The sequence below is a fragment of the Lysinibacillus sp. NPDC097868 genome (genome assembly GCF_044761135.1).
Classification (GTDB): domain Bacteria; phylum Bacillota; class Bacilli; order Bacillales_A; family Planococcaceae; genus Lysinibacillus.
The window spans coordinates 93,547-118,225 of record NZ_JBIWBS010000003.1 but is presented as its reverse complement, the minus strand read 5'-3'; the positions used below and the strand labels follow the sequence as shown (position 1 = coordinate 118,225).

The 24,679-nt window shown below is 37.4% G+C and carries 25 protein-coding genes; 14 read left to right on the top strand and 11 right to left on the bottom strand.

Features of this window, described 5'->3' with window-relative positions:
* Nucleotides 1–7: 7 nt before the first annotated feature.
* The 3 genes from bshB2 to ACIQXJ_RS17415 all read right to left on the bottom strand — a co-directional run bounded on the left by bshB2 (nucleotide 8) and on the right by ACIQXJ_RS17415 (nucleotide 1,916).
* Nucleotides 8–697, bottom strand: a complete 690-nt coding sequence (gene bshB2, locus ACIQXJ_RS17425; protein ID WP_403056214.1) for a bacillithiol biosynthesis deacetylase BshB2 — start codon at nucleotides 695–697, stop codon at nucleotides 8–10.
* 13 nt (nucleotides 698–710) lie between these two features.
* Nucleotides 711–1,061 carry a YojF family protein gene (locus tag ACIQXJ_RS17420; RefSeq protein WP_340821045.1) on the bottom strand — a complete coding sequence of 117 codons (351 nt, stop codon included), beginning with the start codon at nucleotides 1,059–1,061 and terminating at the stop codon, nucleotides 711–713.
* Between the two features lie 573 nt (nucleotides 1,062–1,634).
* A complete protein-coding gene (locus ACIQXJ_RS17415; protein WP_403056217.1) occupies nucleotides 1,635–1,916 on the bottom strand; it encodes a hypothetical protein in 282 nt (93 codons plus the stop codon).
* A 173-nt stretch (nucleotides 1,917–2,089) separates the two neighbouring features.
* Here ACIQXJ_RS17415 and ACIQXJ_RS17410 point away from each other — a divergent pair, with 173 nt between their 5' ends.
* Complete coding sequence (locus ACIQXJ_RS17410) at nucleotides 2,090–2,635, top strand: acyl-CoA thioesterase (RefSeq protein WP_337982127.1); 546 nt, start codon at nucleotides 2,090–2,092, stop codon at nucleotides 2,633–2,635.
* 143 nt (nucleotides 2,636–2,778) lie between these two features.
* On the opposite strand, the gene thiD is transcribed toward ACIQXJ_RS17410, so the two are convergent.
* Nucleotides 2,779–3,609 carry a bifunctional hydroxymethylpyrimidine kinase/phosphomethylpyrimidine kinase gene (gene thiD / locus ACIQXJ_RS17405; RefSeq protein WP_403056220.1) on the bottom strand — a complete coding sequence of 277 codons (831 nt, stop codon included), beginning with the start codon at nucleotides 3,607–3,609 and terminating at the stop codon, nucleotides 2,779–2,781.
* A 174-nt stretch (nucleotides 3,610–3,783) separates the two neighbouring features.
* On the opposite strand from thiD, the gene ACIQXJ_RS17400 reads away from it, so the two are divergent.
* The 5 genes from ACIQXJ_RS17400 to ACIQXJ_RS17380 all read left to right on the top strand — a co-directional run bounded on the left by ACIQXJ_RS17400 (nucleotide 3,784) and on the right by ACIQXJ_RS17380 (nucleotide 6,821).
* Nucleotides 3,784–4,461, top strand: a complete 678-nt coding sequence (locus ACIQXJ_RS17400; RefSeq protein WP_403056223.1) for a uracil-DNA glycosylase — start codon at nucleotides 3,784–3,786, stop codon at nucleotides 4,459–4,461.
* A 76-nt stretch (nucleotides 4,462–4,537) separates the two neighbouring features.
* A complete protein-coding gene (locus ACIQXJ_RS17395) occupies nucleotides 4,538–4,717 on the top strand; it encodes a uracil-DNA glycosylase (protein WP_340821041.1) in 180 nt (59 codons plus the stop codon).
* A complete protein-coding gene (locus ACIQXJ_RS17390; protein WP_403056226.1) occupies nucleotides 4,714–4,980 on the top strand; it encodes a YwdI family protein in 267 nt (88 codons plus the stop codon). Before ACIQXJ_RS17395 ends, ACIQXJ_RS17390 begins: the two co-directional genes overlap by 4 nt.
* A 71-nt stretch (nucleotides 4,981–5,051) precedes the next feature.
* Entirely contained in the window at nucleotides 5,052–5,432 is a 381-nt protein-coding gene (locus ACIQXJ_RS17385; protein WP_401010859.1) for a DUF423 domain-containing protein, read from the top strand.
* A gap of 210 nt (nucleotides 5,433–5,642) precedes the next feature.
* The gene (locus ACIQXJ_RS17380; protein WP_403056229.1) at nucleotides 5,643–6,821 is read left to right on the top strand and encodes a M20 family metallopeptidase; all 1,179 of its coding nucleotides are present in this window, start codon (nucleotides 5,643–5,645) and stop codon (nucleotides 6,819–6,821) included.
* A 261-nt stretch (nucleotides 6,822–7,082) separates the two neighbouring features.
* On the opposite strand, the gene gerQ is transcribed toward ACIQXJ_RS17380, so the two are convergent.
* Together gerQ and ACIQXJ_RS17370 are read right to left on the bottom strand one after the other, a co-directional pair.
* Nucleotides 7,083–7,418: a spore coat protein GerQ gene (gene gerQ, locus ACIQXJ_RS17375; RefSeq protein WP_173478664.1), complete on the bottom strand. Its 336-nt coding sequence runs from the start codon at nucleotides 7,416–7,418 to the stop codon at nucleotides 7,083–7,085.
* A 20-nt stretch (nucleotides 7,419–7,438) separates the two neighbouring features.
* Nucleotides 7,439–7,864 carry a cell wall hydrolase gene (locus tag ACIQXJ_RS17370; RefSeq protein WP_403056231.1) on the bottom strand — a complete coding sequence of 142 codons (426 nt, stop codon included), beginning with the start codon at nucleotides 7,862–7,864 and terminating at the stop codon, nucleotides 7,439–7,441.
* Between the two features lie 415 nt (nucleotides 7,865–8,279).
* On the opposite strand from ACIQXJ_RS17370, the gene ACIQXJ_RS17365 reads away from it, so the two are divergent.
* Entirely contained in the window at nucleotides 8,280–8,450 is a 171-nt protein-coding gene (locus ACIQXJ_RS17365; RefSeq protein ID WP_340821036.1) for a hypothetical protein, read from the top strand.
* A 251-nt stretch (nucleotides 8,451–8,701) separates the two neighbouring features.
* A complete protein-coding gene (locus ACIQXJ_RS17360) occupies nucleotides 8,702–8,884 on the top strand; it encodes a hypothetical protein (protein ID WP_403056234.1) in 183 nt (60 codons plus the stop codon).
* Nucleotides 8,885–8,925: 41 nt separating this feature from the next.
* Here ACIQXJ_RS17360 and hemQ read toward each other — a convergent pair whose 3' ends face one another.
* Nucleotides 8,926–9,678 carry a hydrogen peroxide-dependent heme synthase gene (hemQ, locus tag ACIQXJ_RS17355; protein WP_401010850.1) on the bottom strand — a complete coding sequence of 251 codons (753 nt, stop codon included), beginning with the start codon at nucleotides 9,676–9,678 and terminating at the stop codon, nucleotides 8,926–8,928.
* Between the two features lie 160 nt (nucleotides 9,679–9,838).
* On the opposite strand from hemQ, the gene lipL reads away from it, so the two are divergent.
* On the top strand, nucleotides 9,839–10,672 hold the full coding sequence (gene lipL / locus ACIQXJ_RS17350) for an octanoyl-[GcvH]:protein N-octanoyltransferase (RefSeq protein WP_403056237.1): 834 nt from the start codon (nucleotides 9,839–9,841) through the stop codon (nucleotides 10,670–10,672).
* Nucleotides 10,673–10,704: 32 nt separating this feature from the next.
* Here the strand turns inward: lipL and ACIQXJ_RS17345 are convergent, their stop codons facing one another.
* Nucleotides 10,705–11,355, bottom strand: a complete 651-nt coding sequence (locus tag ACIQXJ_RS17345) for an RsfA family transcriptional regulator (protein WP_403056240.1) — start codon at nucleotides 11,353–11,355, stop codon at nucleotides 10,705–10,707.
* A 234-nt stretch (nucleotides 11,356–11,589) separates the two neighbouring features.
* Here ACIQXJ_RS17345 and ACIQXJ_RS17340 point away from each other — a divergent pair, with 234 nt between their 5' ends.
* The 3 genes from ACIQXJ_RS17340 to ACIQXJ_RS17330 all read left to right on the top strand — a co-directional run bounded on the left by ACIQXJ_RS17340 (nucleotide 11,590) and on the right by ACIQXJ_RS17330 (nucleotide 19,085).
* Nucleotides 11,590–11,817, top strand: a complete 228-nt coding sequence (locus ACIQXJ_RS17340; protein WP_024362844.1) for a YuzB family protein — start codon at nucleotides 11,590–11,592, stop codon at nucleotides 11,815–11,817.
* A gap of 178 nt (nucleotides 11,818–11,995) precedes the next feature.
* On the top strand, nucleotides 11,996–13,300 hold the full coding sequence (locus ACIQXJ_RS17335; RefSeq protein ID WP_340821030.1) for an HD domain-containing protein: 1,305 nt from the start codon (nucleotides 11,996–11,998) through the stop codon (nucleotides 13,298–13,300).
* Nucleotides 13,301–13,790: 490 nt separating this feature from the next.
* Nucleotides 13,791–19,085, top strand: coding sequence for a collagen binding domain-containing protein (locus ACIQXJ_RS17330; RefSeq protein ID WP_403056243.1), 5,295 nt, complete (start codon nucleotides 13,791–13,793; stop codon nucleotides 19,083–19,085).
* A 49-nt stretch (nucleotides 19,086–19,134) separates the two neighbouring features.
* On the opposite strand, the gene ACIQXJ_RS17325 is transcribed toward ACIQXJ_RS17330, so the two are convergent.
* Complete coding sequence (locus ACIQXJ_RS17325; RefSeq protein WP_403056246.1) at nucleotides 19,135–19,803, bottom strand: class A sortase; 669 nt, start codon at nucleotides 19,801–19,803, stop codon at nucleotides 19,135–19,137.
* 143 nt (nucleotides 19,804–19,946) lie between these two features.
* The gene (locus ACIQXJ_RS17320) at nucleotides 19,947–20,132 is read right to left on the bottom strand and encodes a 2-hydroxymuconate tautomerase (RefSeq protein WP_024362848.1); all 186 of its coding nucleotides are present in this window, start codon (nucleotides 20,130–20,132) and stop codon (nucleotides 19,947–19,949) included.
* 126 nt (nucleotides 20,133–20,258) lie between these two features.
* Here ACIQXJ_RS17320 and ACIQXJ_RS17315 point away from each other — a divergent pair, with 126 nt between their 5' ends.
* Entirely contained in the window at nucleotides 20,259–20,774 is a 516-nt protein-coding gene (locus tag ACIQXJ_RS17315; protein WP_401010838.1) for a YwhD family protein, read from the top strand.
* Between the two features lie 347 nt (nucleotides 20,775–21,121).
* Here the strand turns inward: ACIQXJ_RS17315 and ACIQXJ_RS17310 are convergent, their stop codons facing one another.
* A complete protein-coding gene (locus ACIQXJ_RS17310; RefSeq protein ID WP_403056249.1) occupies nucleotides 21,122–23,176 on the bottom strand; it encodes a transglycosylase domain-containing protein in 2,055 nt (684 codons plus the stop codon).
* 311 nt (nucleotides 23,177–23,487) lie between these two features.
* Between ACIQXJ_RS17310 and speB the strand changes: the two genes are divergently transcribed.
* Nucleotides 23,488–24,360, top strand: a complete 873-nt coding sequence (gene speB / locus ACIQXJ_RS17305) for an agmatinase (RefSeq protein ID WP_403056252.1) — start codon at nucleotides 23,488–23,490, stop codon at nucleotides 24,358–24,360.
* The last annotated feature ends 319 nt before the right edge of the window (nucleotides 24,361–24,679 follow it).

Genomic DNA, 24,679 nt, shown 5'->3' with positions numbered 1-24,679 from the left:
TTTTGTATTATTTTATATAATTGTCAGGGTTAACAATGTAGAACTTTTCAACATTAAGCCAGCTTTCGCTCATTGGCTCGCCGTCGTCAATGCGCTTTTCAGTTTCTTGCATCATCCAACCTGTTTGAGAAGCGTGAGCTTGTAATGCCTTTAATTTATCCATCTTCATTTCGCGAATATCGATTTGAACGTGTGGCTCGCCGTTTTTCTCGAGTGTATCATTGGCGAAGGCACACCCGAAAATTTGAGGTCGCGCTGCTTTAGGCATGCGACGAACAGCCTCAACAACAGCACGTGCTGTTGCTTCATGGTCAGGATGCACTGCAAAGCCTGGAAGGAAAGTGAAAATAAGCGATGGCATTAATTCTTCGATTAGGCCTTCCATGAGTTTGACCATTTTTTCATCTTCTTCAAATTCAATAGTTTTATCCCGTAGGCCAAGCATACGTAAATCTTGAATACCCATAGCATCCGCTGCATCTACTAGCTCCTTGCGGCGTATTTCTGGCAACGATTCCCGCGTAGCAAAAGGTGGATTTCCTAAATTACGACCCATTTCACCCAAAGTTAAGCAGGCATATGTAACAGGTGTATTCATCTTCTTTGTATAATAGGCAATCGTTCCAGCAACTGAAAAAGCCTCATCATCTGGGTGAGGGTAAACAATTAAAATATGACGTTGTGGTTGTAAATTCAAATAGTTGTCCCCCTTAATAAGTAAACGGCGTTTCGCTAATTTCAAGTGCTATCGCCAATTTACCGGAATAGTCTAGTCCAGCCATTAACAAACGGCCTAATTCATCTAATTCATAATGTGTAATGCCTTGAGCATACACCCAACCATGTGCCATTTTTAAGCCGACACGATGTGGAGAAGCATCTACCACTTTAGCCAGTTCGTAATTAATTTTTGCATTACGAATGAATGCACCGGCATTAAAAAACTTTTCATCATAGTGTGCTGCGTAAGAACCGTTTGTCGTCTCAAGATGGATATAAACGTCTTTGTTGGCGAAAGAATTTAGTAATTCTTGCAACGTCTCTACTTGTACTTCTTGCATCTTAACACTCCTCTCGATTATTTCTTTCTTAAGTATAGTCAAAAAAGGTCACAAAGGGAAATTGAATGACCTTTTTATGACAAATTTTTGTTGAGGCAAATACTCATATTTTAAAATTGGGTAAAATAGTGAAATCGCAAAAGTTTATGATTCTCTTGTTATTTTTTTAAGCAAAATCCTTGAAAAAGTTATTGTAATGTATCAATATATAGAGTGTGAAAGCAAATATGTACAAAAAGTGTCGCTTGAATTTGTATGCGGTTTCACAAAACAAAAAGATGTTGCATATTTGACTTCTCTCTCGTAGAGTGACAGTTTACTATGCAGAAGGGAATTTTAAGTAAGACAAAAACGATTTCTATCTTGGTACAATAGATGACGTCCTTCTGCATAATTAGGTTTAGAGCTGTAGCGTGAAGAGAAGACATGAAAGCTCATTATCATAGTATAGTAAAAAAGCCACAATTCTCTTTATGACGGAGAATTGTGGTTTTTTTACATGTATGCACATCAAAAATAAGACTACTCTTAAAGCTTTCTAGCAAATAGCGGAGCGAATAGGATATGTACCTTTTAATAACGATTGAGCTTCTTTTCAATGGAATCTAAACGACTATTAACGGATTGTAATTGTTTGCACATTTGTTTGAATTGTTGATTTTGATCTTGTGAATTAGAAGCAAGTAATTGTGCATCCTCTTCCTCCTCCTGTAACGCTAATATCGTGGCAAGGGTGGATAGTGAGTAACCAAGAGTTAATATAATTGATGCGATTACTTCAACTTTAGAAGAAGTTATTTCTCCAGCTAACAAGCGTGATTCTTCAGTTGTTTCCTCAGATTTTTGTTTTTTCATACGTCTCCCTCCCATATACAGCTAATATATGGCATATGCCGAGATACGGTATCTTGTCCTAATTTATTGTGTAAAAGTAAAATTTTTAATTTTCAGACAACTATATTGATTTTTTAATTAAAATATTGCATTATAATAGGAACAAAAAATAAGTAATAGGGGGATTTGATGGGATGAAGGATTATAAGTTCTGTAAAGAATCTAGAGTTATGCGGACAAGTCGTGTTTTTCCGAATGATGTAAACAATCATAATACACTTTTTGGTGGTCGTTTAATGAGTGATATCGATCAAGTCGCATCAATTTCTGCAGCCAAACATAGTAGAAGAGATTGTGTCACTGCTTCAACAGATTCGGTCGATTTCTTACAACCCATTCGACCGACTGACTCTGTCTATTTTGAGTCCTATGTGACATGGACAGGGACTTCTTCGATGGAGGTATTTGTGAAAGTTATTTCCGAAAATCTCAAAACAGGTGAGCGAAAAGTTGCTGCTACAGCATTATTAACCTTTGTCGCACTTGATGAACATAACCAGCCTACTGCAGTTCCGCGCGTTATACCTGAAACAGTAGAGGAAACTAAACTGCATGAGACTGCTTCTGAACGGGCAAAAGCACGTGCAGAGCGTAAAAAAGAAAGTAAAGCATTAGCTAGTTTTATCTCTATGAACGATCCTTGGGATTATCGGCTCGAACTAATGGTTAACTATATGTAAAAAAAGGTATCTAATTAGAAAAAACCTGACCTGTAAGCACGATGTATAGGTCAGTTCTAATTAGATACCTTTTTATATTCTATAAGCGATGAGAGCACATTGATTAGTGCTCTATCTACTATTTAAATGTACTTTTACATTTGTTAAATTTCAGTTACAGTCACTACAGGTGCTCCAAAGCGAGATTTCGCTCCATGCATTACTGGTCCAACATAGTCGTTTAACGCCCAACCATGAGCGATGGCAGCTGATACAAATTCTTTTGCTTCAATAACAGCTTCTTTTACAGATAGACCATTTGCTAAATTTGCTGTAACAGATGCAGCGAATGTGCAGCCTGCACCATGGTTATAAGTAGAAGCTACTTTTTCTGATTCTAACAAGTAGAATGTTTCACCATCAAAAAATAAGTCTGTTGCTTTTTCTGTTGCTAACGCTTTGCCACCTTTAATGACAACGGCTTTTGCACCTAGCTCATGAATTTTACGCGCTGCTGTTTTCATCTCATCAATTGACTTAGGTGTACCTGTGCCAGCTAATTGACCAGCTTCAAAAAGGTTCGGTGTTGTAACAGCAGCTAGTGGTAGAAGATATTGAATCATAGCATCAGTGTTTCCAGGATTTAATACTTCATCATCACCTTTACATACCATAACAGGATCAATGACAACATTAGAAGTACCGGATTTTGCGATTGCTTCACCAGCTATGCGAATGATTTCCTCTGTTGAAAGCATACCTGTTTTTACTGCATCAATGCCTGTAGATAATGCTGTATCAATTTGTTTTTGAAGAAGCTCTGTTGGTAATGGTGTTACATTATGTGTCCAACCATTTGGATCCATTGTAACAACTACTGTTAGTGCCACCATACCGTATGTGCCATGTTCTTGGAATGTTTTAAGGTCTGCTTGCATGCCAGCGCCGCCAGATGTATCTGAGCCTGCAATTGTTAAAGTTTTTTTAAGAGCCATGTTAAAGATCTCCTTCGTTTTTGAATAGTTTAATCTACCGTTAAGTATAGTCCTATTCTGATTCTGTAAAAATAGTCAGAAATCAATATTTTTATAAGGTCAGTATAAATTGAAACTTGAATAACACATTATTTTTTTGTACCGTTGTAAGAAAGAAAGGGGCTTGTAATTTCAATGAAAGAAGTATTCCCAAATGATTGGCAAACAATACTAGCAGATGAATTAGAAAAAACATACTATCAACAGTTACGTCAATTTGTGGCACATGAATATTCGACACAAACGATTTATCCACCGATAAACGATGTAATGAATGCATTTTACTGTACGGCTTTTCGTGATGTAAAGGTTGTAATTTTAGGGCAAGATCCATACCATGGTCCGAACCAAGCGCATGGCTTAAGCTTTTCTGTGAAGCCAGATGTTCCAAAGCCGCCAAGCTTACGCAATATGCTACAAGAATTACAGGACGATATAGGTTGCCCCGTACCTCAGCATGGTACATTAACGAAGTGGGCACAGCAGGGTGTATTGCTTTTAAATACTGTACTAACAGTAAGAGCGGGACAGGCCAATTCCCATAAGAACCAGGGCTGGGAACAGTTTACGGATGCTGTTATCGAAAAACTTGCAGCTAGACAAAAACCGATTATCTTTGTGCTATGGGGCAAGCCTGCACAGCGCAAAAAGCAAATAATTTGTCAACATTCAACATCGCATGTGATTTTAGAAGCACCACATCCAAGTCCACTAAGTGCCTATAGAGGCTTTTTTGGAAGCAAACCGTATTCAAAGATTAATGAGCAGTTAATGGAATGGGGAGAGCAACCAATTGATTGGTGTTTAGGATAAAGTGGCACAAATCGTTTGCTTTATACACTATAAAAATCATGATACAGTTAATAATAGAAGAAAGAGAGGCACAGCAATGCAGGTAAATTGTTTTAAATGTCAATATTTTAAAGTAACATGGGACCCGCAAACACCGCGTGCTTGTGTAGCATACGGCTTTAAAACAAAGCAAATACCATCAGTAGTTGTCAAACAATCGTCTGGCACGGACTGCCTAAAATTTGTGCCAAAAGTAGAAGGTGAGAGAGCGCAATGATTTCATATGAAGCTGTCATACAGCAACTTGAAAAACAATTAGCCAGTGCAAAAAATACAACGAATGATCAGCAAATTCGTGAGGCACTGACAGCCATTCGTGCATTATGTGATGTGGTACTGGATTTACCTACAAATAACGCACAAATTCAGGCAAAGCATTTACCGCAAATGTTAAGTACAGAGCAAATGCCATCTACATTAAATACAGCAAAAATAAAACATGACGATGGCGCAAACGGTGATTCGATTTTTGATTTTTAGATTGTGCGCTTAAACGTTCCTAAAGACTAGCAATGTTGAGCATTAAGATGAAAAAAGGTAGGGTAAATGAGATGAAAAAATTTATTGTCACAGGTGCACTTCATGGTTTTTTAGCAGTAGCATTAGGTGCATTTGGTGCACATGCATTAAAAGATATAGTAGATGATTACGGTCTTGGCATTTGGGAAACAGCAGTGCAATATCAAATGTTCCATGCTACGGGTCTACTTATAATCGGTCTATTGATGAGTTCGAAATTGCTAGGTGAGGTTAAACAATTAAAGTTAGCAGGTATCTTCTTTAATCTAGGGATTGTTTTTTTTGCCGGAAGCCTATACGTGTTAGCGATAAGCGGCATTAAAGTACTAGGAGCAATTACACCAATAGGTGGGGTGTTATTTTTAGCCGGCTGGGTACTGATTATCGTTAGTGCCTTAAAACATGCCAAATGATTAACGGCTATTTTTTTCACCACTTTTGTACAGTAATATTCAATTAAAATCAAAAAAATTAGTATGCTAGGTAATACTGGCATGCTATTTTTTTATAGATAAAATTACCACTGCTTGTTTATAATTTTAATTCCTATTGTTTTTGTAAGGATTTGTGAGGTACACTAGTATTACTAAAAAAAGGAACAACAAGAAAGCGGGGTTATAGTTATGGAGAAATTATTTACATTGCTTGATGAGAACTATGATGAGATGGTATCAATTCGTCGCCATTTACATCAGTATCCGGAAATATCCTTTGAAGAAGTGGAAACACCTGCTTACATAGCAGCTTTTCATAGAGCATTAGGGCATGAAGTACGAGAGCAAGTTGGTGAGCGAGGTGTCGTTGCAACGTTACGTGGTGCAAAGCCAGGAAAAACGGTGGCGTTACGTGCTGATTTTGATGCATTAGCTATCCAAGAAGAAAATGATGTGCCTTATAAGTCTAAGGTCGACGGTAAAATGCATGCTTGTGGACATGATGGACATACCGCAACTTTACTTGGACTTGCCAAGGTGCTAAATGCCATGAAGGATGAGCTTGCTGGCAATGTAGTGTTCATTCATCAGCATGCAGAGGAGGTTGCGCCAGGCGGAGCAAAGCCAATGATTGAAGATGGCTGCCTCGATGGGGTCGACGTGATCTTTGGTACGCATTTATGGGCACCAACACCACTTGGAGACATTTTAGTGAGAGAGGGAGCTATCATGGCGGCTGCTGATAAAGCGGAAATTCTTATTCAAGGAAAAGGAGGACATGGTGCAGAGCCACATCATTCCATCGATGCGGTTGTACTAGCATCTCAATTTGTTATTAATGCACAGCAATTAGTTGCTCGTCGTATAGACCCATTAAAATCCGCTGTCTTAACAATTGGTCATTTTGAGGCCATAAATCCATTTAATGTTATTGCTGATCGAGTAGCTTTAACTGGTACTGTAAGAACATTTGAGGAACAGGTACGTACACAAATGGAACAGGAGTTGGAGGCGATATTAAAAGCTACTTGTCTTGCCTTTGGGGCAAGTTATGAATATCGCTATACAAGAGGATATCCACCAGTTTATAATCATGCGAAAGAAACAGAATTTGTTGCACAGCTTGCAGCGGACATTCCAGGAGTAAAAAATGTTATTACATGCCCGCCGTTTATGATTGGGGAAGATTTTGCGTATTATCTTGAGAACATTCCTGGCACGTTTTTCTTTACGGGTGCCAAAAAACCTGAGTGGGAAACAGCCTATCCACATCATCATGCACGCTTTGATTTTGACGAACGTGCAATGCTAATCGCTGCAAAAACGTTAGGAAAAGCGACTTTGCAATTTATGCAGGAGAGTAACTAGTTAAAATGAGACTTGGACATAGCTTTATACTTAAAAAGAACAACATTGATAATAAATTTCTGCCATAGAAGATGGATTGGCAGCGAAGGCAGTGACTGCACGCAACGTAAGACACAAGGGACCGAGCGTTCGCTAGGGTTGTGGCTTATGGTATGCCCGCGGAAAGCAACGCAGTAGCAGACAACGACGACATAGCAAAAAAGTGTTAGATTGATTGCGGTCAATCTAACACTTTTTCATTTTGTCCAAACCTCATTTCAGTTATGGATTTTGATTGAAATAAGACATTTCCTCATCGAATTCAGCGAAATCAAAGTAAATCATTGGGAATAAAAAGCGATGATTTGATTTAATTTCTCTTAAAATAACGTGATCCCGACCTGCAGCTTCTACCACACCACGTACTGTCTTTGTATTTTTCCCTTGCTCAACAGCATGTTCAAAAGAAAAGTGGAAAGTACCAGGTTTTCCTCGATTCAAACGTAAGATATTTTCAATGTACGACTCCTCACGTCCAGGTGGCCGTCCGCTTGGAAGCGTCACTGGAGGAGGTGTCATTTGTTGTTGAGTTGTCGGTGTCCAATAGTAAGGCATCATAAGTATCGACCTTCTTTCATTTAAATTTGAGGACAATCTTCTTCGGTTGGTGAGAAGAAGCAATGCGATTTGTAACGTCCCGTATTCCATTGACCATACCATTGTTCAGGGCAATCACCCTCAGGTCTGAAAAACCACAGCGAGCGAGTAGCCGGATGGAACCTTTCACCTTCAATAACTCTTTTTGCTAATCTAATGTCTTGATCACGTGCCCGTTGATAAAAATAACTTTTTGTTGTTGCTTCAAACCCCCCTGGACGTTGATAAATCATTTGCTCGAGTGTTCGAATATCACCAAAATCTAGACAATCTCCCCGTACACGATTGACGCCAACATTGCCGACCATTAGCATGCCTAACTGACCTTCGCCTTCAGCTTCCGAACGCATAAGCCTCGCAAGCAAAGCTGTTTGTGCATCATTCGTTTTTATAACAGCGATTTTCAAACCTCCTCGCAACCAGTATATGCATGAAGGTATTGTAGACATGTTTAATTTCGATAAGAAAGAAATTCACATTTCAAATTGCTGAAGCATATATTAGTAATAACGAGTAGTCCGTGGAAATAAGGGAGTTTATAGATAGATTCCATCTAAATGGGGTAAAGAAAAAAATAGAAAAAGTTTAACTTGTTTCAGCAGAAGTCCTCCACTTCTAAAAGTTGGAGATGAATGCCAAATAGTCATATAAGTGAAGTGGGGAGCAAAACCCTGCTGAATCAAGTTAAAGACGCCGGCAGAGGTCGCAGATTTTTCTAAGTATACTCGAAAAAATTTGGACGCAAATACGCCAAGGCGTTATTGATGAGGGGAATGTGGATATAAAATTGCATGTGTATTAATACATGTGAGGTGGAAGGGCATGGAGATTGGTGTTTGGATTGGGATTTTATTGAGTGCTGTACTTGCTTTTTTGCTCGGGAATATCTATGGTCAGCCTCTCCATTGGTATCTTTTTATATTAATAATTGTAGTTGGCTTTTTCATTAATACGATTATTATAATCTTAAAAGTTAAGGATGAAAGCTCGTGAAGTTTTTAATGTAGGTGAAAGTAAAGCAGATTGAACTTTGTTAATAGGGTGTTTCCAGTTCAGTTTTGAACAGGAAGCACCCTATTTTATTGTGGTATTGAAGCGCATTAAATACTTACATAGGAAGATCGCAATTTATGATAGATATCTGCTGATATGTTGTGAAAAAACTTATGATTTGCAAGTATATTGAAATTTGTTTGAGCCATACTAAATTGGAATGATATAGCTTTTCATAAAGGAGTAGTACTATGCGTATTATCAGTATGTTTGTAGCAATTATTGTAAGTGCATTCATGGCTGTTGGAATTGCTGAGTATTACCATCAGCCATATAATTGGTATTTAGTATTTGTAATGATTCTTATAGGTTTTTTTATTCATACCATTATTTTAATAATAGAATCAGAAAACAGTGAGGAACATGAAGCATAAAAAAATGCGAGCCCATTTTATATGGACACGCATTTTTTATTTTATTTAACTGATAGGAAGTTCACTAATTTATCGTTATCAAGTAGGTTACCAACAAAGAATGCACCGAACTCACCGTAGCGAGCAGATACTTCGTCGAAACGCATTTCATATACTAATTTTTTGAATTGTAATACATCATCTGCGAATAAAGTAACGCCCCATTCATGATCATCGAATCCAACAGAGCCAGTAATAATTTGTTTTACTTTTCCTGCATAGCCTCGACCAATCATACCGTGTGAACGCATTAAAGACTTGCGCTCATCCATTGATAACATGTACCAGTTATCATTACCTTGACGACGCTTGTCCATTGGATAGAAGCATACATACTTAGAACGAGGAAGTTCAGGGTATAGACGTGCACGCACATGTGGATTTTGATAAGGATCTTCGTTTGATTCACCAGCTAAGTAGTTTGAAAGCTCGACCACAGATACATAAGAATATGTAGGAATTGTAAAATCAGCAATTGCTAATTTGTTAAATTCCGCTTCAAGCTCTTGTAATTCATCCATCGTTTCGCGTAATGTCATAATCATAAAGTCGGCCTTTTGACCAACGATTGCGTAAAATGCATGAGCACCTGTTTTAGCAACATCTGCTTCATTTAGCTTTTCTAAATAAGCAATAAATTCTTCAACTGCTGCTTGACGTTCTTCAGCAGAAACAAGTTTCCAAGAAGCCCAGTCGATTGAGCGGAAATCGTGTAATGCGTACCAACCATCTAATGTAATTGCTGCTTCATTCATTATTCAAAGCACTCCTTTATAAGTGAAAATCATTCTTAATTTAGTTTATCATAGTTTGTACGAAATCCCTAAACTCATGAGTGAATTTCACGAATTTGACACCTTCGTCGGATGCTGTATGCTAAAGAGAAGAGATGTAAATAGAGGAGCTTCAAAATAAATGAACAGTAATTTACAACAGCCGATTTGGCGTTTATATGATCAATCTATTAGCTTGAAAAACAGCACACCACTTGAATCATTTGCAACCGATGATACGCTGTGTCAATTAGTAGGACAGCTTGTATCGCCTCCGACTATAAGAACTTGGGTACATAATGCTTCGGTGGTGCTCGGAATTCAAGATCATCGTTTACCATTTGTACAGCAAGGAATGAAGTTGCTGGAAGAACGAGGCTATCACCCAATCGTTCGCAATTCAGGCGGGTTAGCCGTTGTGCTAGATGAAGGCATACTGAATATTTCACTTGTTTTATCTGAACAAGCAACCGCAATTGGCATTAATGACGGCTATGATGTAATGGTAGCGCTAATCAAAGCATTACTGCCAGAAGTTGCCGATAAAATTGAAGCCTATGAAATTGTAGGTTCTTATTGCCCAGGGTCCTATGATTTAAGTATTGGAGGTAAGAAGTTTGCCGGCATTTCACAAAGACGATTACGTCAAGGTGTTGCAGTGCAAATTTATTTATGTATTGAAGGAAGCGGTGCAGAACGTGCTGCACTTATTCGTGATTTTTACGCTGAGAGTTTACGAGGAGAAAAAACGAAATTTACGTATCCCCAAATTATACCAGGTGTAATGGCTTCATTAAGTGAATTGGTCGATGCCTCATTAAAGGTAGAAGACGTTGTAATTCGTCTACAACAAATTGTCCAGACATTTGCCGATGAAGTTCGTCTAGAGCCTTTTCATGATGAAGAATTACAACTATATGCATTTTATTTACAGCGTGTGTTTGAACGAAATGCTAAAATGCTTGAATTGAAATAATAGTAGCAGACCTTGAAAAAAAGGCGATTGTGCTAACTAAGCACATCGCCATTTTCTTTTTGATATGTTGGACCGCTCACAACTAGATTACCGTTTTTCTCCATTTTAAAAACAGGAGCAATACGTTCTTCCTCTTCATCTAGCGTTACAAGGCGTCTAGCACGGTTCATAATTTGTACAAACTGCTCATAATCTTTGCGAATCGCTCGATTTTCCTCTTCTAGTTGAGCAATTGTTTTCTCTAGTTTTTTATTTTTCTCAGAGGTTACGTGTACAAGTTGTCTCCATTTTGAAGACTCATTACCTATTTCACCAGAATGTTGTAAACGTAGTAAATATGCTATGACAATATCAAGAGATAGTGCTGATAGTGGAATTGACTTGCTATCTGTATCACTACTATTAATTGTAAACATATTTGTGGAACGACGTCTTGCTGGTGCGCCCAACACTCGCATTCTCTCTTTTCTTTCTTTTTTCGCTTCTGCTAACTGCTCTTCATAAGTTTTACGAACAACTGCATTCCAGCGAAAACCACATGCTGCAGCAGTACGATTTAACGCATCACCAGCTTCTTCAAATGCATTTAACTGTGTGCTACCTTCTGTTACGTGACGAATTACTGCCTCTGCTAGCAATTCATCGTTTTCTTCTAACCAAGCATCTTGTCTTACTTTACTCATCATATAATCCTCCCACCTTTATTTGGAACTTCCTTATTTATGTCTAGCATGACCAATCTTTTAACCTTTTATTCATCCAAGTGAAAGGAATTATGCTTGAATACAAGGGGAAAAATGCGATACAATACCGGATGTAGGTTTGTGCGTATGCTGCATACTTAAATATGTGAAGGTTATGCGGACATTAGAAAATTTTATTTAACAAAATACTATATAGAAAGGGTTGTTGACAAAATGGCAAACGAATTTAAAGTTTGCGATGAATGTCAGGCCGTTAACTTAAAAACGTTAATTCCAAAATTAAAGGAAATAGATCCTGATGCAACCATCGAAATTGGATGTCACTCTTACTGTGGCCCAGGACGAAAAAAAACATTTACATTTGTAAATAGTCGCCCTGTAGCTGCATTAACAGAAGAAGAACTAATGGAAAAAGTTTTAGCTAAATTAAAAAATAAGTAATAAAAAACTATCTTCACATAGCTGAAGGTAGTTTTTGTTTTAGAGCGATAGTAACCTATTTAGAGTAAAAATCGCGTTCAATTAGGTTGATAGTCTCTATAGTTACAGTGCAATCCCTATGCTAGTTCTATATTGTTTGCATATAATAGAAGAAAGATGAAATGGAGGTGCTGTACAATTGACACATTATGCAAAGGCAAAATTACAAGAGGAAAAGGTATTTAAAGATCCAGTACATCGTTATGTACATGTACGTGATCAGGTTATTTGGGATTTAGTAGGAACAAAAGAATTTCAACGTTTGCGTAGAATTCGCCAACTTGGCACTACGTTTTTAGTATTCCATGGAGCAGAGCATAGCCGCTTTAGTCATTCACTTGGTGTTTATGAAATAGTGCGTCGTATTGTCGATGATATTTTTGTAGGTCGTCCGGATTGGGATGAGGACGAGCGGCTACTAGTGCTTTGTGCAGCCCTATTACATGATCTAGGGCATGGCCCATTTTCACATGCATTTGAAAATGTTTTTGAGTTAGATCATGAATTTTATACGAGGCAAATTTTACTTGGCGATACGGAAGTACATGCAGTGCTAAAAAAAGTAGCACCAGATTTTCCTGAAAAAGTATCGCAAGTGATTGAAAAAACGTATCCCAATAAGCAAGTCATAAGCCTAATATCGAGCCAAATAGACGCTGATCGTATGGATTACTTACAGCGTGACGCTTATTTTACAGGTGTAAGCTATGGACATTTTGATATGGAACGCATATTACGAGTAATGCGCCCACGTAAAAATCAAGTAGTGATTAAAGCAACAGGTATGCATGCGGTAGAGGATTATATTATGAGCCGCTATCAAATGTACTTACAAATATATTTCCATCCTGTATCACGTAGCGCAGAGGTTATTTTAAATAATATATTAAAACGAGCGAAGCAATTAAGCAAAGCAGGCTATAAGTTTAAGCATGAGCCTACACACTTTTTAGCATTTTTCCAAAACTCGATTACGCTGGAAGATTATCTTGCTCTGGATGAAAGTATTCTTTTTACATATTTTCAACTATGGATGCAAGAAGAAGACGCGATACTAAGTGATTTAAGTCGCCGCTTTGTCAATCGTAAGCTATTCCAGTACATTGATTTAGATCCAGGCGTAGAACTTGAGAAATATCAAAAGCTACAAGAGTTATTTAAACAAGCAGACATAAATCCAGAATACTACCTTGTGCATGATACAACAGCAGATCTTCCGTACGATTTTTATCGACCAGGGGAGGAAGAAGTACGTGTCCCTATTTTTTTAGAGATGAAAAACGGGGAATTACGTGAACTATCCAGGGAATCTATTATTGTCGATTCCATTTCTGGTCGAATGAAACGAGATCATAAAGTATATTTTCCACTTGATATTTTAGAGGATGATAGTACAAAAGTTGGGGTTAAACAACAGATTTTAAAGTTATTACAAATGCAATAAAAAAAATATAAGAAAATATATCTATTTTATGAATATACAAAACGAAATTGTATATATATAATATAAAAGCACTAAACTCACTGGAATATAGTGATAGTTTAGTGTTTTTTGTTATGTAAAAACTCATATTGGTTTGAAGTGTTGGTGATATATCTAGGAAATGATAATGAAAAATATGGTAATGTTTAGAATTTGTTTAGATATGCTTTTTATAATGAAGTAAAACATAAAAGGGGGTGAGGCCATTATATTTGTAAAGGCGTCACATCAGCTTAGGATACATACAACTGTTTACAAACACAATGACTAGGCAGCATGATAATTGACCGCGTGTAAGACGGTTTTTAATGTATCGGAACGACGACGAGTTATTTAAGGGGAAGAGGGGCAAACCGAATGTTTGGAGCGTAGCTTTCGAGGTTGAGAAAGCATGCAAAGTCGTCAGCAAACGCCTATAGGAATCTCTCTAAACTTAGAAAAGGAGAGAAACATGAAAAAATTAAATTTAGCAATCATTACATTATTGCTTGTGTTCCAAACCGTACTTTCACCGATATCCGTGTTTGCGGAAGAAGGAGATTCTTCTTTACCTCCATCAGTGGAATCAGGAAATGACGGAACCACTTCTGATTCGGGGGGCACAGGCGACCCGGATTCAACAGTGACAACACCTGGGGAAACGGGGGAAGCTGGTGGAGCTGATTCTGGTAGTGACTCAACTGAAATACTTCCAGATGAAACAGAAAAAGATGATGTGACTGAAGGGGAAGAAAAACCAAGTGGCGAGAAGCCTGAGGAAAATACACCTGACGAAGAAGCATTGAATGTGGCGCCATTAGCATTAGCGGCTGATGATATGCAAGGTGATGTAGGGGGATTATCTGCCGGCATTCGACTAACTGGTCCAAATGGTGATGTCATTACTGACTCATCACAAATTCCTGCAGATACTGCACCTAAAAAAGGAGACACAGTATATTTAAATTATGTATTTGGCGTTACACCTTCTAAAGATTATGGTGTAGGCTCTACATTTGCGTTTGATTTACCACAATATATGATTGAACAAGTAGATGACTCTTTTTCAGGATCGAAATCAACGGATTATGCTACTTATTCATATAGCTATTCTGCTGGTAAAATTACTGTAACATTAGAGAGTGAGATAAGAATTGGGGAAGAAGGAAATATTGACTTCAACTTCATGGCCAAGTTTGGCAATTTCCAAGACGAGTCAAAACTTGATCAAGAATTAAAGATGCCTGTGCTAGGAAAAACGGATATTACGCTACCATTTAAATTTAAACCTACAGGTAGTGGTGATCCAATTACTAAAACTTCTGGTGCAATTACACGTGCAGCAGATGGCGCTGAAATTGATTGGACAGTCTGGGTAAATACAGAAGGGAAAACAATCGTTTCAGGTGCTACAGTAGCGGATACGCCAGATGCAAATCTTGCATTCAAGGCAGGAAGCTTGCTAGTGGAGAAATATCCAATTGGATTAAATGGTATTAATAAAAATAACCCTGGAACGCCTGTAACTTATAATAGTGGTTCAATAGCGTTTCCTGTCAATTTAGATGCTGGAGATTTTGCATACAAGCTGACGTATAAAACGAAAGTAACCGGTGATCCAACAAGCTCAAATATGACGTATAAGAACACCGCAGAATTTACAAACAATGGCGTTTCTAAAACGAGCCCAGGACAAGTAAATATCACTTATGGACCAGCATTACTAAAAACTATTAAGACTAATAATAAATACGAAGCATCTTGGGAGATTAAGTATAACTGGTTAGGAGAAGATCTTAGCAAAAAGAACTCCCAATCATTAACGGATTCAATTCCAGCAAATAGCAAAGGTGCAAAGCACAATATACAATATGATGCTAATTTCCAAGTGTACCGTGTAACATTAAATGACGACGGTCAAACAGCCGCTTCACAAACATTGTTAATAAAAGGTACAGATTACACTTTAAGTAATGATACTGCACAAGGGTTTACAATTGATTTTTCAAAAGATGTTGCCTTGAATCCTCGAGCAGCCTATTTAATAAAGTATAATACGAAGTTTGATCAAGAATTCGTTACAGATGCGAACGCAGAAAATATAAAAAACACTGTAACGCGTTTAGATGATAATAATTCAGAATCAGCAACTGTAAATATTGCATCAAATATCTTTAATAAAGAACGTGGTGCAATTGACTATGTCAACAAAACGATTACGTGGGAACTGACAATTAACGCTGAAAAACCTTTAACAAACTTTGTGATTGCAGATACAATTTCTACGAAAAACGCGAACGGTAAAACGTTAAAGCATAAGTTAATGTCGTGGGATGGTTCAAGCAAAGTATTTGAAGTAAAAGGTAGTACCGCTCCATCAATTAATAGTGGAGGGCAAGTAGGAGATGAAGCATTTAATATTTCATTTGCTTCTATTCCTTCAGGAACTGTAACGATTGAATACAAAACGAAGTTTGAGATTGAGTCAAACGGAGGCGTGGCACTTAGCTATGACAACGTAGCAGACGCTACTTGGGATGGTTTAACTAGTACTAATAATGTAGCGAAAAATAAAGATGCTAGTTATGAACCGACTGCAACGTCACCAACAAGTAAAAATGGCTATAAAGACAATGCAATTGTGGATAACGACAAACAAGAGTTTTCTTGGAAAATTGGTGTAAACATCAATAAGCAAAACATCGAAGGTGCAGTACTAATTGATACATTAGGTACAGGACATCATATTGTTATTCCAGAAGGGCAAGATTTAAAACAAGCTATTACTGTGAGTAAATTAACATTAGGTGTTAATGATGAAAAAGGAAAAAAGGGTAACCCGTTAGACTCTACTAAATGGGATGTAGCATCTGTTCAGAAAGATGACAAAGGAAATGTTACAAGCTATAAACTAACATTTACAGGGTTAACTACTACTGAGAATAATGAAGCGTATTTAATAGAATACAAAACAAAAGATTCAGATGATGTTTACGGGAATGGCAGTACTAATTCTCAAAAATATACGAATCATGCTGTTTTAGATACACCTGATAATGGTAGCTATTCGTATGAGGCAGAGGCAACAATTACAAATAAAGCGAATAAGTTAATTGAAAAGTCTGCTAATCCTCAACCTGCATCAGATACGATTGAATGGACAGTAAAAATTAATGAGTCTAACTCAAAGCTAGGCAACATTACGTTAACGGATAAGCCATCAGCTAACCAAAAGCTATTAACAAACACATTTACAAAGCAAGAAATTAAATTAGATGCAGCAGGGAACACGCAAAATGTTGGGCTAGCCGTTGAAATTAGCCCTAATGATATTAAAATACAGGCAGATGGTTCATTTACATTAGATTTAGGTAATGTAGAAGGCAAGGGTTACATCATTAAATACAAAACATATTTTATGGGTGATCCTAATGCTGGTGAACAAGTTTCAAATGAAGCATCCATCAACTATGCAGGTGCATCTTCAGCTGGTACATCGTCATCGGGCGGAGATAACAAGTTATTTAAATACAGCACATCTGATACAAATGCTTCGGGCAAAAAAGGTACATTTAAAATTAAGAAGCAAGGTGTAAATCCTAATACAGGTGTGACAACAGCACTTAATGGCGTAGAATTTAAGTTATATAACCGTGATGGATCAATTGTCTTAGCAGAAGGTACGACAGTTGATGGTGAACTTACATTCGAAAATTTACGCTATGGTATTTATAAACTGGAAGAAAAAACACCTACAGGCTATAAAGCAGTTGCAACAGTTGATGTTAGGTTCAATGATACGAACAACTTCGAGGTAACAAACAAACCGTATACAATTATTAACGTTGAAGATGTTGTACCACCAGCAAATGCTTGTGCGGAATTTGAATTAACAATTAAAGATATTGATGGTGGCTTAATTGCTGACCAAAATATAACATTTAAAGATGCGAATGGTACTGTTAAACATACAGGTCCAACTGTTGGTGGAGTTGTAAAAGTTCCAAACACTGTATTGGCGGGTCAATACGATGTTTATGATTCAAATGATATTTGGCTAGGAAATGTGACTGTAAAATATATTGATGGCTGTAAAGATGAAATTGCACCATTACCGGCATGTCCAGTATTTACAATTACATTGAATGAAAACAAAGCAGGTGTTGACGTACCTCGTCCAGGTGTTACTGTCACATTGAAAGATTCAGTAGGTAACGAAATCACAACAGTAACAACAGATAAAGATGGAAAATTTACTGTACCGTCAATTCAAGTAGCAAATGGAGTTAAAGCAGGCGAATACTATTTATATGAAGGTAATCAATTCTTGAGTAAAGTTGACATTTCATATAAAGGTAATTGTGAGACTTCTCTTACACAAGCACCAAAATGCGAATCGTTTGAACTAACTGTAAAGGATGTTGATGGTAACTTAGTTGCTGACGGTACTTCTGTAACAGTTAAAGATGCAGATGATAATATTGTTGATACTAAAACTACAACTAACGGCGTTCTAGAGTTAACAGATTTAGATCCAGGGATTTATACAGTAGTAGTAGATGGCAAAGAAATTGGTAGTTTCCAATCTAATATAGATTGTGAAGCGACAGTGCAACCAGCACCTTCTTGTCCAGAATTTACTTTAATGATAAAAGATGAAAATGGAAATGTACGTCCTAATGTAAGCAACATCATTATTAAAGATAAAAATGGAGCAACTATTGCTTCCAATAAAACAACAAACGCATTAGGTCAGATTGCAATTCCATCTACAGATATTCCGTCAGGTAAGTATGATGTATATCAAGGGGACCTATATATTGGTCAAATCATAGTACAATATTCAATTTCTTGTAACGCGGAAATTCTAGCAGCACCTAAATGTCCTTCATTTACATTGACTGTACAAACTGCATTTGGCACACCTCTTGCAAATGCAGAATTAACAGTAAAAGATGCTAATGGTAATGTCATTAAGGATGCAGCGAACAATGAAAATTTAACTACTAGCATTGCAGGAACAATTATTTTACCAAACAAGGCAATTCAACAAGGAACGTACAATGTATATGAAGGAAGTCATTTAATTGGCTCATTCACGGTTAAAGATACATGTTCTGCACTTGTAAAACCGACATTACCAGGTGGCGGTGGTGGCGGCGGAGGCGGTGGCTCGACACCGGATCCAGAGAAACCAGTGGATCCAAGCAAGCCAACACCAGATCCAGAGAAACCAGTGGATCCAAACAAACCAACACCAGATCCAGAGAAACCAGTGGATCCAAACAAACCAACACCAGATCCAGAGAAACCTGTGGATCCAAACAAACCAACGCCGGATCCAGAAAATCCGTCAACAAATCCAGATGAGCCAGGTAATCCAGAAAATCCATCAACGGATTCAAAAAATCCAACGACACCTGGAAAACCAGAACCGTCTAAACCATCTGTACAAGATGTTATTGATCAAGGTAAAAACTTACCGCCATACAATCCTTCTACTGCAAATAAAGACACACTAGATGCGTATAAGGATTTCCTTGATAAATATAATAATTTATCAAAAGAGGATCAGGCGAATGTTGCAAAAACACTTGATATTAATAAAATCAAGGAAGATGCGAAACGTTTGGAAGCTCAATTAAAAGCACAAGGTAAACTGCCACAAACAGATGGAGCAAATCAAACAGCACTTACTCTAACAGGTGTAATGCTTGTTTTAGGTGCATTGTTCTTCTTGCGTCGTCGTAATGCAGAAATGAAATAATGTACAATAAAAACCCTCAAGACAATTAAGCCTTGGGGGTTTTTCTATACTAAAAAGCTTCCGATAGCTTTGCAGGTGCATTATTTAATGGATATTGCTCCACAAAATCTGCATGGATAGCAAGGCGTTTTGTGCCATTATCAGCACATGTAATAAGGGTCAAAACAGTTTGATTCGGGATATCATCAATGACATACACATCTGTTGCTGCAATCACTTTTTTTGTTGTTAATTTGTACTCATAAATATTTTCCAAATCCGTTATGTAAATTACATCACCAATGTTTGCTTTATATAATGGGCTGAATAATATATTTTTTTCTTCAAAATAATGACCAGCTAAGGCGTAATTTCCTTGTCCTAATTTTTGATTAGACTTCATGGTACCTGCTCCAACTGCAAGAGAAGCATTGCCGACTCCTTTAATAATAGGAAGGTGCATGTCTACATTAGGTATGACAATACTTCCGATGACAGGTAAATTATCGATCTGTGTCTGTGCTTTTAAAACTTCTGCGATGGATAGAGATTGGACATCTTCAAATTCAAAATTTGCTTTTGCATTATTGTTCATTTGCAACTCTTCTGCACTGTAATCGGTCGTATTTAGCTGTTTACTTAAATGAGCGATAATTGCATTTTGAATAGGATTAATAAAAATAAGTAGTAAACCAATAATCAGCATACAAATGAGTAGTGTCATTTTGAGTATTTTCATATTTAGTAGGATCACTTCCTTTAGTATTTAAGAATCGCCGGTAAACCAATGAACATGGCCAATAAATCCCTGATATTAAACACGGGTAATTTATTTAGACTAAAAAAAGGGTAGAGCGGTATGTTGCTCTACCCGGGTTATTGTTATTTATCGCTGAAGCGGACGCCTGCAACGCCGTAATGGTTTTTAGACATTTCTTCGATGAAAACTGTTACGTTTTCAACTGGTGCGTTTACTGTGCGTGAAACGGCTTCTGTTACTTCTTTTACTAGTGCGCGTTTTTGTTCCTCTGTACGGCCTTCAATCATTTTTACTGTTACGTATGGCATAATAGTGCCTCCTTTTAGAATTATGTTGTATAGTTAGTTTATAAGAAATAATAAACTTCTTACTTAATGCACAAAAGCGCAAGAATATGCTTTACTTTATAATAGCAGAATGGAGGGAATTAAAGTATGGCAAATGAAGAGAAACCGAAACAAAAACTGGGCTTTACGATTATAAAAAATGACCCGACAGATGGCCATAAAGGATATGGTATTGGTTCGCTTTCATTAGAAAACGTATCACCGGTCATTATTGATATAGAAGAAGGTAAGGCTTCAGTTGAAGTAGGTGCGATGCATGCACGTAGCGATGTAGAACGAGGCATCAAATTTACGACAAATCGTGCTGATTCAGAGGGTGGAAAACCTTACTGGTTAATATGGGTAACGATTGATCATAAAGCAGATGGTCCTTACTATGCAGGTGTAACAGCATGTGAAATGGTAGTAAATCGCGAAAAGCGTCGTGGTTATAAAATTTTAGCTGATCACGTTAACAAGATGGATAAGTCGATGAAACGACAAATTATTGTTGATCATATGGATGAAGCATCTAAAAAAGTGTTAGCTTCTTTCTTAGCGGAGCTAAATCCGGAACTTTGGGAGCGCAGTGACAGTCAATTACGTCAAGACTTATTTGTATAAAAGACCATCAATGATTGAACAATCTGTGACATTTTGCAATCGCTTTCGATATTAGGTTGAAAGTAGATATGAAAAAAAGTACACTTGATTTAGAGCTTACATTTTAGTAAGCTAGGACACTTGGTTCCTAGAATGTGATGAGGGCTATGCGACATTTGACAACCCAAACCCAAGCCAAATGCCCCATGATTCTCATCCTTTCCCGGGCCAAAAAATTAGAAAAGCTTTCTGTTCCCACGGACACGTCTCCGGGGAAGAGAAAGCTTTTCTTTTTTCGTTTTATGTCTATAACTTTGTCGAGAGCTATTCAATAAAATAAAACGACTATTTGAGAAAAAGGTTGCGCATTATTGTTTATTTTTGAAGAACGGAATCATATTCCAAAATTCTCCCCACGTATTGCTATCAAGAATATCAAAGTTAGTACATTTTTCAGTTGGTACATCTTTGGTATCTAGATACACGAGACGTTGTTTAGGGCAGGCATCTGTAGCAAGCTTTCCTGTTTCGATATCAACGACAACGCCTTTAACACCTTTTGGTTTCGAGAAGTCCTCGTTTTTAGTGCCTTTATTTACGTTTTCCATAAAGTCAATCCATATTTGCTTTGTGGCAGCTGTATCTTCTTTCGTAGAAAGGTTTTTACCCTGATCGTAGCCGTTCCAAACGCCAGCGGTTAAGCTTGGTGTAAATCCTATAAGCCACTGATCACTATTTGTCGATCCAGACTTTGCAGCATACGTATGAGTCATACGTGAACGAATGCCAATCCCTGTAGCAGGAGAATAATCACTAAATACAGGATCGAAAATACCAGTCATCATTTCTGTTAGAATATAGGAATTTTCTTTTGAAAGCACCGTTTCTTCCTGTTTTTCGACGCTCTTATTATCGTAAATAATGTCTCCATTGGCATTTTTAATGGAGATAATCGTTGTAGGAGCTGTTTTTTGACCTTCTGACGCTAAAATATTATACGCATTTGTCATTTCGTACAGTGTCGTTTCCATTGTTCCAAGAGCAAGCGATAGATTATCCTTCGTACCAATCGTTACTCCAAAGCGGTCCGCTATATTATGAAATGCTTTAAATCCGATATCCTCTAATGTTTTAACTGCATAAATATTATCGGAAATCGCAATGGCTTGTGCCAACGACATATCATGGTCGGCAAATTGACCGTTCACGTTTTTAGGAGAGTAGGTTCCACGTCCATTATCATAAGTAAACGTTGTTTGTCCTACATCTAAAAACGTTAAAGGCGTATAGCCATTTTCTAATGCTGCTGCATATAAAACCGGCTTAATGGTTGATCCCGGTTGACGTTTTGCTTGTGTTACGCGGTTAAAAGAGCTAGTGGCATAATCCTTCCCGCCAACAAGTGCTGTGACGGCGCCAGTTTTAGATTGCATACTAACAAATCCTGTTTGCAGATCATTAGCGGGCATATTTTTAGCTACGGCTTCTTCTGCAGCTTTTTGGTGGCTAAGGTTAATTGTTGTTTGAATAGTCCAACCACCTTCGCTAATGTCTAGATTTTTTTCTTTTAAAATTTCACTTGCTTCTTGCCAAGCAACATCTAGGAAATAAGGTGCAACGGATTTGGAAGCAACCCACATATCATTCTTTAAGACAAGCTGCTCTTCCTCAGCACGTGTTTTTTCGTCTTGCGTTATTGCTCCTTGGTCTGCCATCAGTTTCAAGATGACGTGCTGGCGATTCGTAGCTTTTTCAATATTGGCGATTGGCGAATATATACTTGGACCTTTTGGTACACCTGCAAGCATAGCAGCCTCTGCAAGCGTCAAGTCTTTTGCAGATTTTCCGTAATAATAACGACTAGCCGCTTCTATTCCGTACATTCCGTGCCCATAATATACAGTGTTTAAATAACCTTCCAATATTTCGTCTTTGTTATAAAAAACTTCTAATCTATAAGCATACAACGCCTCGTTTGCTTTTCGAGTCCATGATTTTTCATGAGATAAATATAAATTTCGAGCATATTGTTGGGTGATAGTACTTGCCCCTTGAACTTTACTTCCTGCTTTAATATCAACTAATACGGCACCAGCAATACGAGAAAAGTCAAAACCGCTATGTTTGTAAAAGTCTTTATCTTCAACGGCCACTGCTGCTTTTACTAAATAGGGTGATATTTCATCAAGACCAACCCAATAGCGACGTTCATTCGTAAAGTGGTCTCCAATTTGGTTCTCGTTTTCGTCTAAGAAAATAGAGGCTTTCGGTACAGTTAATGGCGGTGCACCAGCCACTTGAACATAGACGCGTAGTGCAATAAATGCTACTACTATTGCAGATGCAAAGGTGACAAAAAGTGTAAGCGCTTTGCGTGAACGCTTCACACGCTTTTGCTTACGTTGATAGATTTTTCTTTTCATCCGACTTCACCTCGTTTTCTAACAACCTGAGTTTAGTATGTGTCTGAATATTCTTCTTTAATCGGAATTCTAAGCAAAAACTATTGCACTTTATTCAAAAACATCTATACTTTTTTTGTACTGATATGAAACGCTAGCTTTCGACAAAAGTATTGCACTTTGTAGATTTTAATTGAAATTTGCTAGTCGTTCCAATAATGTATACGAGGATTGAGTGAATGAGGTTTCATTACAAACCTGTAAGTCCTCAATGAGTAACAAATATAAAAACTGAATTTCATAGGAAGTTCAGATATTAATGGAGGCTAAATATGAGATTTGATGAGGCTTATTCAGGGAATGTTTTTATAAAAAGTCATCCTACATATGAGGATGCTCAAGCAGTTATTTACGGCATGCCAATGGACTGGACAGTTAGTTATCGTCCAGGTTCACGTTTTGGCCCTCAACGTATTCGTGAAGTATCAATTGGTCTAGAAGAGTATAGTCCATATTTAGATCGCGAGTTAGAAGAAGTGAAGTATTTCGATGCAGGGGATATTCCGTTACCATTTGGTAATGCACAACGTTCTTTAGATGAAATTGAGAAATTCATTGTGAAGCTACTAGAAGACGGTAAAATTCCTGTCGGTATGGGCGGCGAGCATTTAGTATCTTGGCCTGTTATGAAGGCAGTTTCAGCAAAATACGACAACTTAGCAATTATTCATTTTGATGCGCATACAGATTTACGCGTCGAATATGAAGGGGAGCCTCTTTCACATTCAACTCCAATTCGTAAAATTGCAGAGCATATTGGACCAAAAAATGTCTATTCATTCGGTATTCGTTCAGGTATGAAGGAAGAATTTGAGTGGGCGAAAGAAAACGGCATGCACATTTCGAAATTTGAAGTATTAGAGCCGTTAAAAGAAGTGCTACCCACATTAGTTGGACGTAATGTATACGTTACAATTGATATTGATGTACTAGATCCAGCGCATGCGCCTGGGACAGGTACAGTAGATTGTGGAGGTATTACGTCTAAAGAGCTACTAGCTTCAATTCACGCAATTGCTGCAAGTGGCGTGAACGTAGTAGGCTTTGATTTAGTTGAAGTTGCACCAATTTATGACACATCAGAAATGACAGCCAACACAGCGAGTAAATTATTACGAGAAATGATTTTAGGCTGGATAAAATAATAGGGGCTTTGTAAAATTTGTTTATGAAGCTATTTTGAGTGGGGTTAGCGATGAGCTAGCCCCTCTTTTTATGTAAATTGTTTGAGAATTGTTTGAGTGACTGGCACCCCAAATACAAATGTTAATAGTGCACTATTAACATTTGTCAGTATTTTTAATAGAGATTCACTTTTATAATTAAAAAGATATTTTAAATAGTATTCAGTGAAAAAATTTGAGGGAGTTTTTATGTCATCTGAGTAATGTGTATGTAATGAGAATAAAGAATTTAACTAGATGAAAAAAGTGATTTAGGAAACAAATGGGAATGTAAATTAAA

Excerpts from the sequence above, each read along its gene's own strand:
- ACIQXJ_RS17420 (WP_340821045.1), bottom strand. The coding sequence starts at position 1,061 with ATGCAAGAAGTACAAGTAGAGACGTTGCAAGAATTACTAAATTCTTTC.
- ACIQXJ_RS17415 (WP_403056217.1), bottom strand. The coding sequence starts at position 1,916 with ATGAAAAAACAAAAATCTGAGGAAACAACTGAAGAATCACGCTTGTTA.
- ACIQXJ_RS17410 (WP_337982127.1), top strand. The coding sequence starts at position 2,090 with ATGAAGGATTATAAGTTCTGTAAAGAATCTAGAGTTATGCGGACAAGT.
- thiD (WP_403056220.1), bottom strand. The coding sequence starts at position 3,609 with ATGGCTCTTAAAAAAACTTTAACAATTGCAGGCTCAGATACATCTGGC.
- ACIQXJ_RS17400 (WP_403056223.1), top strand. The coding sequence starts at position 3,784 with ATGAAAGAAGTATTCCCAAATGATTGGCAAACAATACTAGCAGATGAA.
- ACIQXJ_RS17395 (WP_340821041.1), top strand. The coding sequence starts at position 4,538 with ATGCAGGTAAATTGTTTTAAATGTCAATATTTTAAAGTAACATGGGAC.
- ACIQXJ_RS17390 (WP_403056226.1), top strand. The coding sequence starts at position 4,714 with ATGATTTCATATGAAGCTGTCATACAGCAACTTGAAAAACAATTAGCC.
- ACIQXJ_RS17385 (WP_401010859.1), top strand. The coding sequence starts at position 5,052 with ATGAAAAAATTTATTGTCACAGGTGCACTTCATGGTTTTTTAGCAGTA.
- ACIQXJ_RS17380 (WP_403056229.1), top strand. The coding sequence starts at position 5,643 with ATGGAGAAATTATTTACATTGCTTGATGAGAACTATGATGAGATGGTA.
- gerQ (WP_173478664.1), bottom strand. The coding sequence starts at position 7,418 with ATGATGCCTTACTATTGGACACCGACAACTCAACAACAAATGACACCT.
- ACIQXJ_RS17365 (WP_340821036.1), top strand. The coding sequence starts at position 8,280 with ATGGAGATTGGTGTTTGGATTGGGATTTTATTGAGTGCTGTACTTGCT.
- ACIQXJ_RS17360 (WP_403056234.1), top strand. The coding sequence starts at position 8,702 with ATGCGTATTATCAGTATGTTTGTAGCAATTATTGTAAGTGCATTCATG.
- hemQ (WP_401010850.1), bottom strand. The coding sequence starts at position 9,678 with ATGAATGAAGCAGCAATTACATTAGATGGTTGGTACGCATTACACGAT.
- lipL (WP_403056237.1), top strand. The coding sequence starts at position 9,839 with ATGAACAGTAATTTACAACAGCCGATTTGGCGTTTATATGATCAATCT.
- ACIQXJ_RS17345 (WP_403056240.1), bottom strand. The coding sequence starts at position 11,355 with ATGAGTAAAGTAAGACAAGATGCTTGGTTAGAAGAAAACGATGAATTG.
- ACIQXJ_RS17340 (WP_024362844.1), top strand. The coding sequence starts at position 11,590 with ATGGCAAACGAATTTAAAGTTTGCGATGAATGTCAGGCCGTTAACTTA.
- ACIQXJ_RS17330 (WP_403056243.1), top strand. The coding sequence starts at position 13,791 with ATGAAAAAATTAAATTTAGCAATCATTACATTATTGCTTGTGTTCCAA.
- ACIQXJ_RS17325 (WP_403056246.1), bottom strand. The coding sequence starts at position 19,803 with ATGAAAATACTCAAAATGACACTACTCATTTGTATGCTGATTATTGGT.
- ACIQXJ_RS17320 (WP_024362848.1), bottom strand. The coding sequence starts at position 20,132 with ATGCCATACGTAACAGTAAAAATGATTGAAGGCCGTACAGAGGAACAA.
- ACIQXJ_RS17315 (WP_401010838.1), top strand. The coding sequence starts at position 20,259 with ATGGCAAATGAAGAGAAACCGAAACAAAAACTGGGCTTTACGATTATA.
- ACIQXJ_RS17310 (WP_403056249.1), bottom strand. The coding sequence starts at position 23,176 with ATGAAAAGAAAAATCTATCAACGTAAGCAAAAGCGTGTGAAGCGTTCA.
- speB (WP_403056252.1), top strand. The coding sequence starts at position 23,488 with ATGAGATTTGATGAGGCTTATTCAGGGAATGTTTTTATAAAAAGTCAT.